The sequence below is a fragment of the Janibacter limosus genome, assembly GCF_004295485.1.
Lineage (GTDB): Bacteria > Actinomycetota > Actinomycetes > Actinomycetales > Dermatophilaceae > Janibacter > Janibacter limosus_A.
On the sequence record NZ_CP036164.1, the window covers coordinates 2745037 to 2761116 of the forward strand.

General features: G+C 70.6%; 15 protein-coding genes. 5 read left to right on the forward strand and 10 right to left on the reverse strand.

The genetic code is table 11. The features are described from left to right. Genes EXU32_RS13110 through EXU32_RS13155 form a run of 10 tightly spaced genes read right to left on the reverse strand, consistent with a single transcriptional unit; the run spans nucleotide 1 to nucleotide 11138 of the window. Entirely contained in the window at nucleotides 1–855 is an 855-nt protein-coding gene (locus tag EXU32_RS13110; RefSeq protein WP_130630300.1) for a fumarylacetoacetate hydrolase family protein, read from the reverse strand. After that, complete coding sequence (locus EXU32_RS13115) at nucleotides 852–1919, reverse strand: aldo/keto reductase (protein ID WP_130630301.1); 1068 nt, start codon at nucleotides 1917–1919, stop codon at nucleotides 852–854. The genes EXU32_RS13110 and EXU32_RS13115 overlap by 4 nt, the downstream gene beginning before the upstream one ends. After that, on the reverse strand, nucleotides 1916–2686 hold the full coding sequence (locus EXU32_RS13120; protein ID WP_130630302.1) for an SDR family NAD(P)-dependent oxidoreductase: 771 nt from the start codon (nucleotides 2684–2686) through the stop codon (nucleotides 1916–1918). The genes EXU32_RS13115 and EXU32_RS13120 overlap by 4 nt, the downstream gene beginning before the upstream one ends. Then, entirely contained in the window at nucleotides 2683–3978 is a 1296-nt protein-coding gene (locus tag EXU32_RS13125; RefSeq protein ID WP_130630303.1) for an acyl-CoA dehydrogenase family protein, read from the reverse strand. Before EXU32_RS13125 ends, EXU32_RS13120 begins: the two co-directional genes overlap by 4 nt. Next, the gene (locus EXU32_RS13130; RefSeq protein WP_130630304.1) at nucleotides 3965–5053 is read right to left on the reverse strand and encodes a phosphotransferase family protein; all 1089 of its coding nucleotides are present in this window, start codon (nucleotides 5051–5053) and stop codon (nucleotides 3965–3967) included. The genes EXU32_RS13125 and EXU32_RS13130 overlap by 14 nt, the downstream gene beginning before the upstream one ends. Continuing rightward, the gene (locus EXU32_RS13135; RefSeq protein ID WP_130630305.1) at nucleotides 5043–5822 is read right to left on the reverse strand and encodes an SDR family NAD(P)-dependent oxidoreductase; all 780 of its coding nucleotides are present in this window, start codon (nucleotides 5820–5822) and stop codon (nucleotides 5043–5045) included. Before EXU32_RS13135 ends, EXU32_RS13130 begins: the two co-directional genes overlap by 11 nt. Then, nucleotides 5812–6294, reverse strand: a complete 483-nt coding sequence (locus EXU32_RS13140) for a PaaI family thioesterase (RefSeq protein WP_130630306.1) — start codon at nucleotides 6292–6294, stop codon at nucleotides 5812–5814. The genes EXU32_RS13135 and EXU32_RS13140 overlap by 11 nt, the downstream gene beginning before the upstream one ends. 25 nt (nucleotides 6295–6319) lie before the next feature. Beyond that, nucleotides 6320–7591: an ABC transporter substrate-binding protein gene (locus tag EXU32_RS13145; protein WP_130630307.1), complete on the reverse strand. Its 1272-nt coding sequence runs from the start codon at nucleotides 7589–7591 to the stop codon at nucleotides 6320–6322. Continuing rightward, nucleotides 7588–8376: an ABC transporter ATP-binding protein gene (locus EXU32_RS13150; RefSeq protein ID WP_130630308.1), complete on the reverse strand. Its 789-nt coding sequence runs from the start codon at nucleotides 8374–8376 to the stop codon at nucleotides 7588–7590. Before EXU32_RS13150 ends, EXU32_RS13145 begins: the two co-directional genes overlap by 4 nt. Continuing rightward, nucleotides 8376–11138: a branched-chain amino acid ABC transporter permease/ATP-binding protein gene (locus EXU32_RS13155; RefSeq protein ID WP_130630309.1), complete on the reverse strand. Its 2763-nt coding sequence runs from the start codon at nucleotides 11136–11138 to the stop codon at nucleotides 8376–8378. Before EXU32_RS13155 ends, EXU32_RS13150 begins: the two co-directional genes overlap by 1 nt. A 166-nt stretch (nucleotides 11139–11304) precedes the next feature. Between EXU32_RS13155 and EXU32_RS13160 the strand changes: the two genes are divergently transcribed. The 5 genes from EXU32_RS13160 (at nucleotide 11305) to EXU32_RS13180 (ending at nucleotide 15986) form a co-directional block, all read left to right on the forward strand. Continuing rightward, nucleotides 11305–12081 (forward strand): SDR family NAD(P)-dependent oxidoreductase, encoded by a 777-nt coding sequence (locus tag EXU32_RS13160; RefSeq protein ID WP_130630310.1) that lies wholly within the window; start codon nucleotides 11305–11307, stop codon nucleotides 12079–12081. Between the two features lie 98 nt (nucleotides 12082–12179). Further along, nucleotides 12180–12947 (forward strand): crotonase/enoyl-CoA hydratase family protein, encoded by a 768-nt coding sequence (locus tag EXU32_RS13165; protein ID WP_130630311.1) that lies wholly within the window; start codon nucleotides 12180–12182, stop codon nucleotides 12945–12947. Next, entirely contained in the window at nucleotides 12944–14101 is a 1158-nt protein-coding gene (locus EXU32_RS13170) for an acyl-CoA dehydrogenase family protein (RefSeq protein WP_130630312.1), read from the forward strand. The genes EXU32_RS13165 and EXU32_RS13170 overlap by 4 nt, the downstream gene beginning before the upstream one ends. Beyond that, a complete protein-coding gene (locus EXU32_RS13175; RefSeq protein WP_130630313.1) occupies nucleotides 14098–15204 on the forward strand; it encodes an acyl-CoA dehydrogenase family protein in 1107 nt (368 codons plus the stop codon). The genes EXU32_RS13170 and EXU32_RS13175 overlap by 4 nt, the downstream gene beginning before the upstream one ends. Then, nucleotides 15201–15986 carry an enoyl-CoA hydratase/isomerase family protein gene (locus EXU32_RS13180; protein WP_130630314.1) on the forward strand — a complete coding sequence of 262 codons (786 nt, stop codon included), beginning with the start codon at nucleotides 15201–15203 and terminating at the stop codon, nucleotides 15984–15986. The genes EXU32_RS13175 and EXU32_RS13180 overlap by 4 nt, the downstream gene beginning before the upstream one ends. The last annotated feature ends 94 nt before the right edge of the window (nucleotides 15987–16080 follow it).

The window sequence follows — 16080 nt, forward strand, 5'->3', positions numbered from 1 at the left end:
CTAGCCTCGTTCGCCGCGAGCGCCGACGACATTGCGCAGGACGCCGATCGACTCGACCTCGGTCTCGACGGTCTGGCCCTCGGTGAGGAAGCGGCCGTCCTCGAGCCCCACCCCGCAGGTCGTCCCGGTGAAGACCATGTCACCGGGCGCCAGCGAGATCCGCAGCCGGAAGAAGTCGAGGATCTCGGGCACCCTCCAGAGCATCTGCGAGGTCGAGTCCTCTTGGCGCACCTCACCGTCCACGCGGCAGGTGATGGTCAGGTCGAGCTGGTCGGCAGGTGCGAGCTCATCGGCGGTCACGATCCAGGGCCCGAGCGGCGTCGTCGCGTCGTTGGCCTTCATGCTCACGAGATCGGGACCCTTGTCGCCGTGACGGAAGTCGCGGGCACTGATGTCGTTGCCGACGGTGTAGCCGAGCACCGCGGGCACGGCGTCGGCAGTCATCGGTGTCACCGGGGTGCCCATGACGGCGACCAGCTCGACCTCGTAGTCGAGCTCCTGGGTGAGAAGGGGGTAGCGGATCTCGTCGTCCGGTCCGACGATCGCGCTGATCGGCTTGATGAAGGAGGCGAGATGCGTGGGTCGCTCGGTGCGGCCGAGACGACGCAGGTGCTCCCAGTAGTTGGCGCCGACGCCGAGCACCTTGGTGGCGGCCTCGACGGGCGCGAGGAGCCGCACGCTCTCCAGCGGCAGCTCCTCGTCCTCGACCGGCAGGTCGGCGAAGCCGGACGAGACGAGGGCCGGCGCCCACTCGGAGATGGCTCCGCGGATCGGGCGAACGGTCGCCCGCTCCGTGGCGATCTCGACGAGACCCCAGGTGGGTCCGTCGTCGGCCAGATATCGAGCGATCTTCACAGGGTGTCTTCTTCCAGGTCGGCGTTCATCAGGGACTGGGCCCACGGCATGAAGCCGTAGGGCACGGTGCGGGGAGGGACACTGAGCTCGTCGAGCCGGGTCCGCGCCTCGGCGGGCAGCTCGAGGTCAGCGGCCCTGAGGTTCTGCTCCAGCTGCTCGGGACGCCGGGCACCGAGCAGCACCGTCGTCACCGCGGGGCGATCCCGCAGCCAGGCGATGGCGACCTGCGCAGGCGTCGCCCCGACCTCGGCGGCCAGCTCCTCGAGCGCGCGGACCACGGCCCAGGTGCGCTCGTTGCGCTTGTCCGTCGCCGGGTTGCGCCGTGCGGAGGTCGCCTTGATCCGTCCGTCCGGGAGCTCGGCCTCCTCCGGGTCCTCGGCATGTGCGACCGAGGAGTAGGCACCGGCCAGCAGGCCGTTGGCGAGCGGCCCCCACGTCATCAGCCCCAGTCCGACCTCGCGGCAGAGGCCGGGGAACTCGTGCTCGAGACCCCGCTCGGCGAGCGAGTACTCGAGCTGGACGGCGACCGGCGGCTCGTAGCCACGCCACTGGGCGATCGTCGCTGCTCGGGCCGCGTACCAGGCCGGCACGCCCGAGAGCGCGACATGTCGGACCAGGCCTGCCCTCACGACCTCGTCGAGGGCCCGCATCACCTCTTCGACCGGGGTGGTGCCGTCCCAGGCGTGGACGAGGTAGAGGTCGACGTGGTCGGTGCCCAGCCGTTCGAGCGAGCCCTCGAGCGCCCCACGCATGGCGACTCTCCCGTTGCCGCCGGCATTGGGGTGGCCCGGCCGTGCGCCCATGGAGTACTTCGTCGCGAGGACGACGTCAGCACGCGCCCCGCGGTCAGCCAGGTAGCGCCCGATGATCCGCTCGGACTCGCCGCCGGCGTAGATGTCCGCGGTGTCGATGAGGTTGCCGCCCCAGCCGAGATAGGTGTCGAGGACCTGGCCGGCGACCTCCTCGTCGCAGCCCCAACCGGACTGGCCGAAGGTCATCGTCCCGAGCCCGAAGGGAGCGACCCGCAGCCCGGACCTCCCCAGCGTGCGGTACGTCGTGCTCATGCCGGAGCCCAGGACTCGCCACCGTCGACCTTGACGACGGCACCGCTGGTGTAGGTCGAGTCGGGACCCGCGAGATAGAGGACCGCTCCGGCGATCTCCTCGGGCCGACCGGCCCGCTGGAGTGGGATCTCTCGATGGGCCCGGGCCTCGAAGGCCTCCATGTCCCAGGCCCGGGACACGTCGGTGAGGAAGGGCCCGGCCATAACGGCGTTGACCCGCACCTTCGGGCCGCACGCATGAGCCATCGCGTGGGTGAGGGTGGCCAGTCCTGCCTTGGCCATCGCGTAGGGCACCTGGCCTCGCCTCGGCCGCACCGCGGCGACGCTGGTGATGTTGACGATCGAGCCACCATCCCCCTTCGTCATCAGCTCGGCAGCCAGCGCGCTGAGCCGGAAGGGGCCCTTGAGGTTCACCGCGAAGACCTTGTCGAAGTACTCCTCGGTCACGTCGGTGAGCTCGTCGTAGTGAGGCGACATCCCGGCGTTGTTGACCAGGACGTCAAGGCGCCCGTGGGTCTCCCGTATCCGCTCGACCAGGGCGTCGCACTCTGCCCAGCGGCCCACGTGACATCCCATCCCGGTGACGAGGCCCTCTGTCGCAGAGGCGATCTCGGACGCGGCGGTCACCGCCCGCCCCTCGTCGCGGCCCACGATGACGACCTCGGCCCCTCTCCTTGCAAGTCCCGTCGCGATCTCGCGACCCAGACCGCGCGTGCCGCCGGTGACCACGGCGACCCGACCGGTCCACCGCTCCGTCGACGCGCTCACGAGACCACTCCCGCTTCGAGCGTGGCGCCGAGTCGCGCCTGTGCGGCAGCTCGTCGGCTGGGCAGGTGCGCACTCGGCCAGAGGCCGTCGACCGGCTCGACCCCGCGCAGCAGCTGCCTGGCCACCGTCACCTTGTGGACCTCGGTGGGCCCGTCGGCGACTGCCATCACCTCGGCGCGGCTGAGCATCGCCATGAAGGGCATCTCCTCGGAGACCCCGAGAGCACCGTGCAGGTGCATCGCCCGACTCACGACATCGCTGAAGACCTTGGGCATCAGTGCCTTGACCGCCGCGATCTCCTTGCGCACCCTGAGGTAGTCCTGCTCCTTGTCGATGAGCCAGGCGGTGCGCAGCACGAGCAGCCTGAACTGCTCGATCTCGATCCAGCTGTCGGCGATCTGCTCCTGCACCATCTGCAGCGAGCCGAGGGCCCCGGCGCGCGTCGAGCGTGACACCGCCCGTTCGCGCATCATGTCGAAGGCGGCACGCACCTGCCCGATCGTGCGCATCGCATGGTGGATCCGGCCACCGCCGAGGCGGGTCTGCGCGACCACGAAGGCCTGCCCCTCCTCGCCGAGCAGCGCGTCGGCCGGGACCCGGGCGCCCGTGAAGCGCAGGTAGCCGTGGGTCCCCTCCCCGGGTCGGTCGGTCCCCACCCCGACGCTGCGGACGACCTCGACACCGGGAGTCCCGGCCGGGACGAGAAGCATCGACATGCGTCGGTGCGGGTCCTGCGCGTCAGGGTCGGTGACGCACATGACGATGAGGAAGGCGGCGAAGCGGGCATTGGTGGCGAACCACTTCTCCCCGTCGATCACCCACTCGTCGCCGTCTCGGCGGGCGGTGGTCGTGAAGAGCAGCGGGTCGGCGCCGGCGTGCGGCTCGGTCATCGCGTAGGTCGAGCAAACCTCCCCGTCGAGCAGGGGTTGCAGATAGCGGTCCTGCTGCTCCGGCGTGCCGAAGTGCGCCAGGATCTCGGCGTTGCCTGAGTCCGGGGCCTGGCAGCCGAAGATCGTCGGGGCCCAGCTCGAACCGCCGAGCACCTCGTTGAGCAGCGCCAGGCGCAGCTGGCCGTAGCCCTGCCCGCCCAACTCCGGTCCGAGGTGGCAGGCCCACAGACCGCGGGCACGCACGACATCCTGCAGGCTGCGGACGTGCGCTGCCACCGCCGGGTCCGAGCGATCGAAGGGGGACCCCAGGAGCATGTCGAGCGGCTCGACCTCGGTGGCGATGAAGTGTGCCGCCCAGTCGAGCTCGGCCTGGTGGTCGGGGTCGGTCTCAAAGCTCCACATGCGTGGTCCTCGGGGTGTCGGCGGCGGATTCGTTCGAGATGTTGATGAGGGCTGACGTGTAGAGGGCGTTCCTCATCAGCTCCTGGGCTCGGCGGTGGAGGTCGGCGCCGATCTCCTGCGGAGCCTTCCCCTGGAGAGCGCGGACGTGCGTGCCCTCGAGCAGCACCGCGAGCCGGTAGCCGGCGAGCACCCGGAACCACGGCAGCCGGTCGACGCTCCTCCCGCTGGCCGCACGCCACTGGTCGATGACGACGGCCTCGTCGGGCAGCCCGTGGTCCCGGACCCTCCAGGCGTAGGGGGACCCTGGGGTCGGCCAGGTGACGAGGAGCTCGGCCAGGTCGAGGAGCGGGTCACCGACGGTGGCCAGCTCCCAGTCGATGATGCTCACGCCGCTGCCGTCACGGTGGACCAGCACGTTGCCGAGGTGCGCGTCCCCGTGGACGACGCCCGGCTGATCGTCCGCGGGCACGTGGTCGACGAGCCAGTCGTGGATCTCGTCAGCCCCCTCCAGGCGCGCCGCGAGACCCACCTGGGCGCGTTGGGTCCGCAGCACGCGGCCCCAACGCTCGGGTTGCCGAGCGACCCAGCCGGCCCCCCGGCCCAGGTCGTCGAGGCCGAGCGCCCGAGGGTCCTGCCGGGCCAGCACGCCGAAGCCGGTCGCGATCTGGGCACCGATCTCGTGCATCCGGCTCGGCTCGGCGCGCAGCGCGCGAGTCTCCCGATCGCTGGGGTCGGCCGCCTCCCAGAGGCTGGTGCCCTCCACGAGCTCGCTCACTTGGAAGGGAGTGCCGAGGACGTCCGCCGTCAGGCACACGCCGACGAGCCGGGGGTGGGGGACATCGGTGCCGGCGAGGGCCCGCAGCACCCTGGCCTCGCGACGAGCCGAGTCCACCCCGGCGCTCCCCTCGCGCACCGGCTGACGTCGCACGACCAGTGCTCGACCGCCGCGCACGAAGGCGCCGATCTGGTTCTGCGTACCGCCCCGCAGCGTCCGGACGTCGGTCAGCGCGCCCCCTTCGACCCCTTGGGCATCGAGCCAGGCGCGCAGCGCGAAGACATCGGGGTCAGCGGACACTGCTGAGGCCGCCGTCGATGCAGATGATCTGACCGGTGACGAAGTGGGTGACGTCCGAGAGGAGCGTGACGATCACGGGGGCGAGATCGGTCGTGGGATCGCCCAGCTTGCCCCCCACGGGGATCCGGCCGGCCATGAAGACGTCGTGCGCCGCGAGCTGCTCGGGGGTGAGGTGGTCACGGGTCGCTTGGTACATCGGCGTCCACATGGCCGGGACGATCGCGTTGAGGGTGATGCCGTGCCGGCCCCACTCGTGCGCGACCGAGCGGGTCCAGGCCATGACACCGGCCTTGGCAGCCGAGTAGTGGGCTGCGCCGGGGAAGGGGTCGAGCCCGGCGCCGGAGGCGACGTTGAGGATGCGGCCGCCGCCGGCCTGCAGAAGGGGGAAGGCCGCCTGGTTGGTGAGGAAGGCGCCGCGCAGGCTCACGTCGACCACGTGATCCCACTCGGCGTCCGTGAGCTCTTCGGCCGGGGTTCGCGTCTCGACCCCCGCACCGTGGACCAGCGAGTCGAGGCCACCGAAGTCTGCGGCCACCGCGGCGAAGACCTCTGTCACGGAGCTCCGGGAGGTGACATCGCAGGAGTGGTAGACGGCTCGTCCCGGGCCCGCAGCGGTGGCCGACCCCGCGACTGCCTGCCCGGCGTCATCGAGCACGTCGAGCACCGCGACGAGCGCGCCCTCGGCGCACAGGACCCGCACCAGGGACTCCCCGATGCCACGAGCGCCGCCCGTGACGATGATCCGTGATCCGGTGAGGTCAACGTGCATGTGGTGCTTCTCCTCGTTCGCCTGCAGCCCGCTCGTCCATGTGGGCGCGGTGTCGGTCGTAGTGGCGGTCGTCGACGACGACCATGGTGGCGTCGGCCCGGGCCAGCACCTCACCGGTGCCGGCGAGCTCGAGGACTGCCTCGACGAAGCGGCGGCGGCCCTCGGCGCCGGTGATCCGGGCCCGGATCACGAGCTCGTTCTCGACCGGGACGGGGAGGACGAAGTCGACCCCCAGGTGAGCCGTCACCGAACGCACCCCGGTGGCCCGGACGGTCCGCCCGACGACGTCGTCGAAGGCTGCAGCCGTCCACCCGCCATGGGCGATGGAAGGACCACCGGTCCACGTGGCGGGGCAGGCCCCCCGGACCACGACCCCTTCGTCCGAGATCTCCCAGGTCCTCAGTCCGAGGCGGCATCGTCCGGCCGCGCGGCAGCCCCCGCACAAGTTCGACTCGTGCGGGGGGCTGCCCATGGTGCGCTCCTCGATCGTGCAGGCCTTACTTCTTCGGCATGACGTAGAGATCCTTGGCGTCGACGGCCTTGAAGTCCTTCAAGGTCCCGTCGGCGTCAGACGAGGCGATCAGGCCACCGGTCGAGCAGATGTTGGGCGAGATGGCCTTGGGCACCTGCTTGCCGTTGCACTGGAAGGTCGTGCCGGCGCTGAGCGGGTAGTTCGTGGCCGGAGCCTCGCGCAGTGCCTTGGTCACGTTCTCCGCGGTGACCTCGGCCGGCTTCCCGGCGTTGATCCCGGTGATCAGGCTGAGCGTGCCCTGGAACGCGGTCTCGGCGTAGACGTCGGTCTCGAGGCCGTCGGCGTACTTGTCGAGGATGGCCCGGAGCAGGATGTAGTCCTCGTCCTTCGGGTCCGTGGTGAAGCCGGTGACGAACTTCATCTTGTCGATGCCGGGCAGCGCCGCCGCCGGGTCCTCACCGATGCAGCGACCGTCCATGAGGATGTTCTCGGTGACGTTCAGCGTCTGGAAGGCCTTGGCCGCGCTCGAGCAGAAGTTCGGGTCACCCAGGACGTACCAGATGTCCGGCTTCTTGTTGAGGGCCGCCTGGATCTGCGGCGTCATGTCAGCCGTGCCCGGGGCGATGAGGACCGGGTCGGTCTTGGCTCCTGCGTTGCCGAAGAGCAACGGGGCCAGGGTCTTGGCCGGACCAGCGCTGCCGGGCACGTCGATGACGACGAGGGCCGCGTTGGTGGCCCCCTTCTCCTTGCCGTACTGCGCCGGGGTCGCGAAGACCGACAGGGGGTTGCCGAAGATGAAGACGTCCTCACCCTTGAGCGCCGCCTCGTTGGCCGCGAGGTTGGCGGTGAAGGGGATCTTGGCCGAGTTCAGCTGCTTGATGAGGGGTCCCGGCTCACCGACCGAGCTGGACACGACGGCGACCACGTCCTCGCGGACGAACTTGCTGCCGCACTCCTGGGCGCCGGCAGGCGTGCCCTTGGTCTCGCAGACGACGAGCTCGGCCGGACGCCCACCGACACCACCGAGGTGGTCGTTGGCGTACTTGAGGACGGCTGCCGCCGTCTTGTCCTCGTTGGTCGTGTCGATGGCGGCCGTCTGTCCGGTCTCGACGTAGCCGATCTTGATCGGGTCGCCACTGGCCTTGTTCTCCGCGCCGAGTGCGTCGGACGCAGCCTTGCTGTCGACCGACGACGACGAGGTCGACGAACCGCCATCACCGCAGGCGGTGATGAGGGTCAAGGCCGCGACCGTCAGGGGGACGACGACGCGCGTGCGCCGCAGTGCCTTTGACTTCATGGGGATGTCCTACTTTCTGATGGGGCTGCATCGGCCGGCGGCCCGGCAGCGGGGGGACTCTTCGGGGAGTCGCCGAGGTAGGCGGCCTCCAGTGCTGAGGGGTCGGCGGCCAGGTCGGCCGCCGCACCCCGCAGGACGGCATCGCCGTGGACGAGGACGAGCGCCTGATCGGCGACCTCGAGGGCGAGCTGGACGTGCTGCTCGACGAGGACGACGACCACGCCGGCCTCGTCGGCGATCCGGCGGACGACGGGCAGCAGGCCCTCGACGATGACGGGGGCCAGCCCCATGCTCATCTCGTCGATGAGCAGGACCTTGGGCTGCTGGACCAGACCGCGGGCCACGGCGAGCATCTGCTGCTCGCCACCGGAGAGGGACCCGGCGCGCTGGTTGGCCCGATCGGCGAGCGCGGGGAACATGTCACCGACCTCGTCCCACGACATGCCGCCCTTGCGGCGAGCGATGTCGATGTTCTGCCGGACGGTCAAGCCGGTGAAGAGGGCGCGGTCGTCCGGCACGAGGACCACCCCGGCGCGGTTGGTGACCGACGCCCGACCCGACGGCAGGGCCTCGCCGTCGAGGAGGACCTCGCCACCCTGGTGCCGCAGCAGACCCGCGAGGGTGAGCATCAGGGTCGTCTTCCCCGACCCGTTGGGTCCGAGGATGCCGAGCACGGTGCCGGGTTCGACGCTGAGGTCAAGGCTGCGGATCACCGAGATGGCGCCGTAGCCGGCACCGAGACCCCGGGTCTCGAGGACGGGACGTGTGCTGAGTGCGCCCTGCATCAGGCCACCACCTTGACGTGCGAGGTACCGAGATAGGCCTGCGAGACCTGCTGGTTGGCCCGGATCTCACGGGGGCTACCAGAGGCGATGAGCTCACCGAAGTTGAGGACGTGGATCCGATCGCACAGGCTGAGCACCAGGCCCATGTCGTGCTCGACCATGAGGATCGTGATGCCGCTGTCGCGGATGCCGCGCAGCCGCTCCCCGAGCCAGAGGCTCTCAGTGCTGTCGAGCCCGGCAGCGGGTTCGTCGAGGAGGAGCACCTTGGGTCGTCCGATGATCGCCCGGGCGATGGAAACCAGCTGGCGCTGCCCCTGCGAGAGCGACCCCGCCGGACGGTCCGCCACGGAGCCCAGACCGAGCAGTGCGAGCGTCTCCTCGACGGGGTCCTGATCGGCCTCGTGGGCGGCACGCGCGGTGAGTCCGACGATGACGTTCTCGCGGACGCTGAGGTCCTCGTAGAGCTCGATCGCCTGGAAGGTACGGCCCAGGCCCTGAGCCACCCGCCGGTGGGGCTTGAGTACAGCCAGATCCGTGTCGCCGAGGCGGACGGCGCCCTCGGCGGTCGCGAAACCGCTGATCGCGTCGATGGCCGTCGTCTTGCCAGCGCCGTTGGGTCCGATGAGTCCGACGATCTCGCCCTCGCGGACCTCGAGGTCGACCCCGCTGACGGCGGTGACACCGCCGTACCGGACGGTGAGTCCACGCACGGTGAGCAGATCGGGACCGACCTCCCGCGCCACGGCATCAGCGCTGGCCAGCTCGGTGTCGACCTCGAGGTCGGTCGTGCGCGCGATCCCGGCAGCGCCGGTGTCGGCCAGCGGGTCGGTGCCTGCTCGACGCTCACGCCAGCGCTCGATGACGCCCTGCGGATGGCTGATGATGCCCTCGGGATTGGTGATGACGGTGACGATGAGCAGGACCGCAGCAACGACCTCGTACCAGTGGCCGGTGGTGAAGACATTGGTCAGGAGGACGTACATGAGCCCGAAGGTCGCGATGACGCCCGCGAAGAGGCCACCGCTGACCGAGGTGATCCCGGCCAGGTAGACAGTGCCGAAGAAGGCCAGGCCGACGATCGCCGAGAAGGGGTCGTACGTCACCGAACCGAGCTTGTAGGAGAGCAGGGCCCCGCCGAGTCCGGCGATGAAGGAACCGATCGCGAAGGCGATGATCTTGGTCCGCACCACGTTGACCCCGGCCGCGGCTGCCGAGCGCTCATTGGCTCGGACGGCGAGCATCTGCGAGCCCAGCCGGCTGGTGCGCAGCTTGGCGACACTGATCGCCACCGCGATGAGCACCACGAGGCAGAGCAGACCGAAGGTGGCCCGGGGGAAGGCGTCACCGGCGCCGACCCCGAAGTCGATCCCGAAGAGCGTGGGGTTCTCGACCCTGAGGCCCTCGCCGACGATGTCGACGTTGCGGAACCACAGGGCCTCGAGCGCGCCGGCCAGGGCGAAGGTGACAACGGCGACGGTCAGACCGCGGATGCGCAGGGCCGGCAGGCCGATGACCACGCCGACGACCATCGCGCCGATCGCGGCCACGACCGGCGCGATCGGGAAGGGGACCCCCCAGTCAGCGGTCAGGGGCGCGAGGAGGAAGGCGGCCACCCCCGCGAGGGGGAGCTGGGCGAGGGAGACCTGCCCTGCGTAGCCGGTGACGACGACGCTCGACAGCGCGATGACGCCGTAGATCAGGGTCGAGATGAGTCCGCTGCGCCAGTCCCCGGAGAAGGCGACCAGGCCGACGAGGACGGCGGCGGTCGGGATGATGGTGGGGATGAGCAGGCTCCGCGGTCGAGGGGCCCGCCCGAGCGTCGCGGTGATGATGGAGCCGCGGCCCGGCAGGGGCTTGGCTCGCAGGACGAGGACGACCAGGATCAGCACGAGCGGCACGAGCTCGGGCATCCCGCTGCTGGGCAGCCAGTCGTGAGACCCCGCGAGGAACTGCACCTCGGACTGCAGCATGCCGATGAGGAAGCCGGCGAAGAGGGCCACGAGGATGCTGGCGAAGCCGCCCATGATGGCCGCCGCGAGCGCGGGGACGATGAAGAGGGTGTAGGACACCGGGATCAGCGGCACGATCGGCGAGATGAGGATGCCACCGAGTCCGGCGACAGCCGAGCTGATCACCCAGTTGTAGGCGGAGATGTTCGTCGGCGAGATGCCGCTGACGTAGGCGCCCTTCTCGCTCTCGGCGACGGCGCTCGTCGCGCGGCCCAAGCGGGTGTACCGGTACCCGGCTGCGATGAGCAGCCCGACGACCAGGACCGTCCCGGCGAGGTAGACGCGGTCCTTGGGGATGTTGGCCTCGCCGAAGCGCCATGCACCCGTGGGGAAGATCGCCGTGACGTTGACCGCCTGCGTGCCCATCCGGGCAGCGATGAGCGAGGTGATCAGCAGCGAGACACCGAGCGAGGCCACAGCCTTGGCCACCGGGGGGGCGTGCCGAAGGGGGCGGAAGACGACCAGGTGCAGACCCAGACCGATGAGACCGGCCACGACGACCGCCGCGAGGGCCGCGGGCACCAGGCCCCAGGGCTCGCCGATCGGGATCGTGTTGTCCATGCCCGGGATGAGGTTGAGCAGCTCACCCTGTCGGAGCAGTGCGTAGACGTAGGCCGTGACGAGCGCGATGCTGCCCGTCGCGAAGTTGACGACGCCCGAGCTGCGATAGGTCAGGACGAGAGCCAGCGCCAGCGCGGCGAATACCGAGCCGTTGCCCAGTCCCAGCATGAGGAAGGTCAGGTGTTGCGTCACGGTGCTCCGCCCGGTCGTCGGGCCTCGTTGCCCGGCTGTTGCTGATTGCAAATGATACATCTAGTGTTACTAGTGCCTAATGTGTACCGCACCACGTCGACTACGACAAGGCCTTTTTCCAAGATTGCGACGTCAGCGTGATCTTTGACCCGGACGGAGACCGCTCATGAACCAGCCAGCAGCCCTTGAGGGCAGCACCCTCTTCACCGATCGCAGCGTCGTCATCACCGGCGGCGGCTCGGGCATCGGTCGGGCCACCTCGGTCCTGCTCGCCCGGCGCGGCGCCCGGGTCGTCGTCGCGGACGTCGACGAGGCAGCCGCCCGGACCACCGTCGACACCATCACGGCCGGGGGCGGTGAGGCCGTCGCGATCCGCTGCGACGTCTCGGACCCGACCGACGTGCAGGCGATGGTCGACCTCGCCGTCAGCACCTACGGCAGCCTCGACATGGCCGTCAACAACGCTGGCATCGCCCACGCTCCCTCCGACCTCCACGAACTGGCGGTCGAGGACTTCGACCGCGTCATCGCCGTCGACCTGCGTGGCACCTTCCTCTGCCTGCGCGCCGAGATCGCAGCGATGCTCACGACCGGCGGCGGGCCGATCGTGAACATGGCCTCCAACGCCGGCACCAAGAACGCCCCCGGCATGGCCGGGTACACCGCGGCCAAGCACGGCGTCGTGGGTCTAACCAAGAACGTCGCACTGCAGTACGCCCGTCGCAACATCCGGGTCAACGCCGTCTGCCCGGGCACGGTCCTGACCGAGGGGCTGGCAGCCTACGGTGCCGACATGCAGGCCCACTGGAGCGAGATGGTCCCGACCGGCAAGCTCGGCACGCCCGAACAGGTTGCCGAGGTCGTCTCGTTCCTGCTCTCCGACGCGTCCGCGATGATGACCGGCGCGATGGTGCTCACCGACGGCGGGCTGATGTACGCCTGAGTTCGGCGTGCAGCCGCCTGCCCCGAGCGGGTCATCGCCGCCACCGGGCCGTCCACGACCGATTGAACAGAAGTAACTCTTTCTGTATAGTAAGTTCGGTGGACGAGTACCTGCTGACAGAGCGCGAGGGCCCCGTCCTCGTCATCACCCTCAACCGGCCGCACCGGCGCAACGCGATCGACCTCCCGACCGCCGATGCCCTCGCTGCGGCCCTCGACGAGCTCGACGGCGACCCCGAGCTGCGCGCTGCCGTGCTGACAGGTTCCGGCAGCACATTCTGCGCCGGCATGGACCTCAAGGCCTTCGCCGAGACGGGCGAGCGCCCGATCTCCGCCTCTCGCGGCGGCCTCGGCATCGTCGGCCGCCCGCCGACCAAACCCGTCGTCGCCGGCGTCATGGGCCATGTCCTCGGCGGAGGCTTCGAGATCGCTCTCGCCTGCGACCTGATCGTCGCCGCCGAGGGGACCACCTTCGGCGTGCCCGAGGTCAAGCGCGGCCTGGTCGCCGCTGGTGGCGGAGCGGTCCGGCTCGCCCAGCGGCTCCCACACCACCTCGCCCTGCAGATGCTGCTCACCGGCGAGCCGCTCCCCGCAGCGCGTGCCCACGAGCTCGGGATGGTCAACGTTCTCGTCCCGGCCGAGCAGGTCCGGGACACGGCACTCGAGCTGGCTCGAGCGATCGCGGCCAACGCCCCGCTCGCTGTCGCCGCGACCAAGCAGATCGTCACCGAGACCCGCACCCTCGACAACGCTACCGCCCTCGCCCACCAGGAGACGATCACCGCCCCTGTCCGCGCCTCGCGCGACGCCCGGGAGGGCGCTCGGGCCTTCGCCGAGAAGCGCCTCCCTATGTGGGAGGGACGATGACCGCGCTGCGCGAACCGGCCGTGAGCGAAGCGCTCGCGGCCACCGACCCCCTTCGCCTCGAGGTCCGCGCCTTCGTCGACGAGGAGCGCGCTGCGGGACGCTTCGCGCCCATCGCCGACGCCTGGCTCGCCGGCTGGGACGAGGACTTCAGCCGTCGGCTCGGCGAGCGCGGCTGGCTCGGCATGACCCTGCCTGCCGAGTACGGCGGCCACGGCAGGAGCGCCCTCGAGCGCTTCGCCGTCACCGAGGAGCTGCTCGCCGCCGCGGCGCCGGTCGCGGCGCACTGGATCGCGGACCGTCAGATCGGTCCCTCGCTGCTGCGCTTCGGCACCGAGGAGCAGCGCCGGATGTACCTCCCGGGCATCGCGCGCGGGGAGGTCTACTTCGGCATCGGGATGAGCGAGCCCGACTCCGGCTCGGACCTCGCCTCCGTCCGGACGAAGGGGGTCCGCACCGACGGGGGCTGGCTGGTCACGGGCACGAAGGTCTGGACCAGCGGTGCGCACCACGCGCACGCGTTCTTCGCCCTGGTCCGCACGGCTCCCCTCGACACCTCCCACCGGCATGCCGGACTCTCCCAGCTCATCGTCCCGCTCGACTCCACCGGCGTGACGATCCGCCCGATCCACCTGCTCACCGGTGAGCACCACTTCAACGAGGTCGTCCTGGACGAGGTCTTCGTGCCCGACTCGATGGTGCTCGGCGAGGTCGGCCAGGGGTGGCACCAGGTGACGTCGGAGCTCGCCTTCGAACGCAGCGGCCCGGAGCGTTTCCTCTCCACCTATCCCCTCATCGCCGTCCTCGTCGACGCACTGGCCCAGCGCGCCGACTGCGCCGGACGGCGTGAGCTCGGGCTCCTGCTCGCCCGCCTCGCGACGCTGCGCGCCATGTCGCTCGATGTCGCCGCCTCGCTCTCGTCGGGTGTCGCCCAAGATGTCCCGGCCGCCCTGGTCAAGGACCTGGGGACCCGTTTCGAGGGCGAGGTCGTGGCCCTGGCCGACTCGCTCCTCGACGTCGAGCCCGACCTCGACTCCGACGACCCCACCCGCCGCCTGCTCGCTCAGGCCGTGCTGCACACACCCGGCTTCACGATCCGTGGTGGGACCAACGAGATCCTGCGCGGGGTCGTGGCCCGAGGGATGGGAGTCCGATGAGCACCGAGGCACTGACCGCAGCCGACCTGCGCGACCTGACGGCGATGGTGCACGAGGTGCTCGCCGACGCCTCTCCGGCCGAGTCCGTCGACGATGCGTCGACGGCCGCCCGCGTGTGGGCTGCGCTCGACGCGGTCGGCGTCACCAGGCTCGGCCTCGACGAGGAGCGCGGTGGTTCGGGTGCCGACCTGGTGGCTGCCACCGACGTCCTGCGCGTCATCGGGGAGCACACCGCCCCGGGCCCGCTGGCCGAGACCTCGCTGCTCGGTGGATGGCTCCTCGAGCTCGCCGGCCTCGACCAGCCGGACGGCCCGGTGAGCACCGGGCCGAGTGACGTGCAGGCCGAGCGCGAGGGCGACGCCTGGCATGTCACCGGCACCGTGGACCGCGTCCCCGTGCTCCCCGACGACGGCGTCGCGACCACCGTCGTGGCACTGGCCCAGACGCCCGACGGTCTCGGGGTCGTCCAGCTTCCCGAGCTCGGCGTCCGCACGCAGGTCGAGGGCGTGAGCGTCATTCCCGGGCACAACCTCGCGGGTGAGCGGCGCGACCAGATCACGATCGACCTCCGGCTGACGCACCTCTCCCCCGTGCCCGACACCGCACGCACCGAGCTCGAGCTGCGCGGCGCGCTCTCTCGTGCCGCACTGGCCGCAGGCGCCCTGCGCCGCACCCAGGACCTGAGCCTGCGGTACGCGGGCGAGCGAGTGCAGTTCGGTCGACCGATCGGCGCCTTCCAGGCGGTGCAGCAGCAGCTCGCCACCCTCGTCGCCGAGACCGCTGCTGCGTCCGCAGTCGTCGAGGCTGCCGTGCGACGGGTCGCGACAGAGGGGTTCGGCACACCGGCGAGCGAGCTCGCCGTCGCGCTCGCGGCAGTGCGCACGGCCGAGGCCAGCACGACCGCAGCCACCATCGCCCACCAGGTCCACGGGGCGATGGGGGTCACCCAGGAGCACCCCCTTCGGCATGCGACGACCCGACTGTGGTCCTGGCGCTCGGAGTGGGGCAGCCAGTCCCGCTGGGCCGAGCTCATCGCCGACCGAGCCGTCACCGCGACCGGTGCTGGCCTCTGGCCACTGCTGACAGGAGTAGACACACCATGAGCGACGACCTCGTGTACGACGTCAGCGAGCACATCGCGACGATCACCCTCAACCGCCCCGAGCGCAAGAACGCCTTCACCTTGACGATGGTCGACGAGTGGACCGACGCGCTGCGCGAGTCCGGCGCCGACGACCGCGTCCGAGCCGTCGTCGTCACCGGCGCGGGTGACTCGTTCTGCTCGGGCGTCGACCTCTCTGCGCTGGCCGAGGTCGAGGCCACCCCGTTGGGCCGCAAGGAGATGTTGACCGGGCGCGTCCACCGGGTGGCCACGGCACTCGCCGACCTCGACAAGCCGGTCATCGCCTGCATGCGCGGCGCTGCGGTCGGTGCCGGCATGGACATGGGGCTGCTGTGCGACATGCGCGTCGCCGGCCGCTCGATCAAGCTCATCGAGGGCTACATCAAGGTCGGCCTCGTACCCGGTGACGGCGGTGCGTGGCTGCTCCCCCGACTCGTCGGCACGGCCAAGGCGATGGAGCTGTTGCTCACCGGCGACGCGGTCGGGGCAGACGAGGCCTTACGGCTCGGGCTGGTCAACCAGGTCCATGACGACGAGGTCGTCCTCGAGCGGACCTACGACCTCGCGGAGAAGATCGCGGCCGCTCCCCCGGTCCAGGTCGCGATGATCAAGCGTCTCGTCCGCTCGGCCGAGAGCGTCGACCTGCGCACGCACTACGACATGGTCTCCTCGCACTTCGGCGTCGTCACTGCGATGGAGGACTACACCGAGGCGGTTGCTGCCTTCGGCGAGCGGCGCGAGGGCGTCTACCAGGGTCGCTGAGACACGGGTCGGCCCTGCCGCCCACACGACTGATCGGGCCCACCCGGCGTGCACGTCCTGCACGCTGGGTGGGCCCGATCAGTCGGTCGGCCGG

Excerpts from the sequence above, each read along its gene's own strand:
- EXU32_RS13115 (WP_130630301.1), bottom strand. The coding sequence starts at position 1,919 with ATGAGCACGACGTACCGCACGCTGGGGAGGTCCGGGCTGCGGGTCGCT.
- EXU32_RS13125 (WP_130630303.1), bottom strand. The coding sequence starts at position 3,978 with ATGTGGAGCTTTGAGACCGACCCCGACCACCAGGCCGAGCTCGACTGG.
- EXU32_RS13135 (WP_130630305.1), bottom strand. The coding sequence starts at position 5,822 with ATGCACGTTGACCTCACCGGATCACGGATCATCGTCACGGGCGGCGCT.
- EXU32_RS13140 (WP_130630306.1), bottom strand. The coding sequence starts at position 6,294 with ATGGGCAGCCCCCCGCACGAGTCGAACTTGTGCGGGGGCTGCCGCGCG.
- EXU32_RS13145 (WP_130630307.1), bottom strand. The coding sequence starts at position 7,591 with ATGAAGTCAAAGGCACTGCGGCGCACGCGCGTCGTCGTCCCCCTGACG.
- EXU32_RS13150 (WP_130630308.1), bottom strand. The coding sequence starts at position 8,376 with ATGCAGGGCGCACTCAGCACACGTCCCGTCCTCGAGACCCGGGGTCTC.
- EXU32_RS13160 (WP_130630310.1), top strand. The coding sequence starts at position 11,305 with ATGAACCAGCCAGCAGCCCTTGAGGGCAGCACCCTCTTCACCGATCGC.
- EXU32_RS13170 (WP_130630312.1), top strand. The coding sequence starts at position 12,944 with ATGACCGCGCTGCGCGAACCGGCCGTGAGCGAAGCGCTCGCGGCCACC.
- EXU32_RS13175 (WP_130630313.1), top strand. The coding sequence starts at position 14,098 with ATGAGCACCGAGGCACTGACCGCAGCCGACCTGCGCGACCTGACGGCG.
- EXU32_RS13180 (WP_130630314.1), top strand. The coding sequence starts at position 15,201 with ATGAGCGACGACCTCGTGTACGACGTCAGCGAGCACATCGCGACGATC.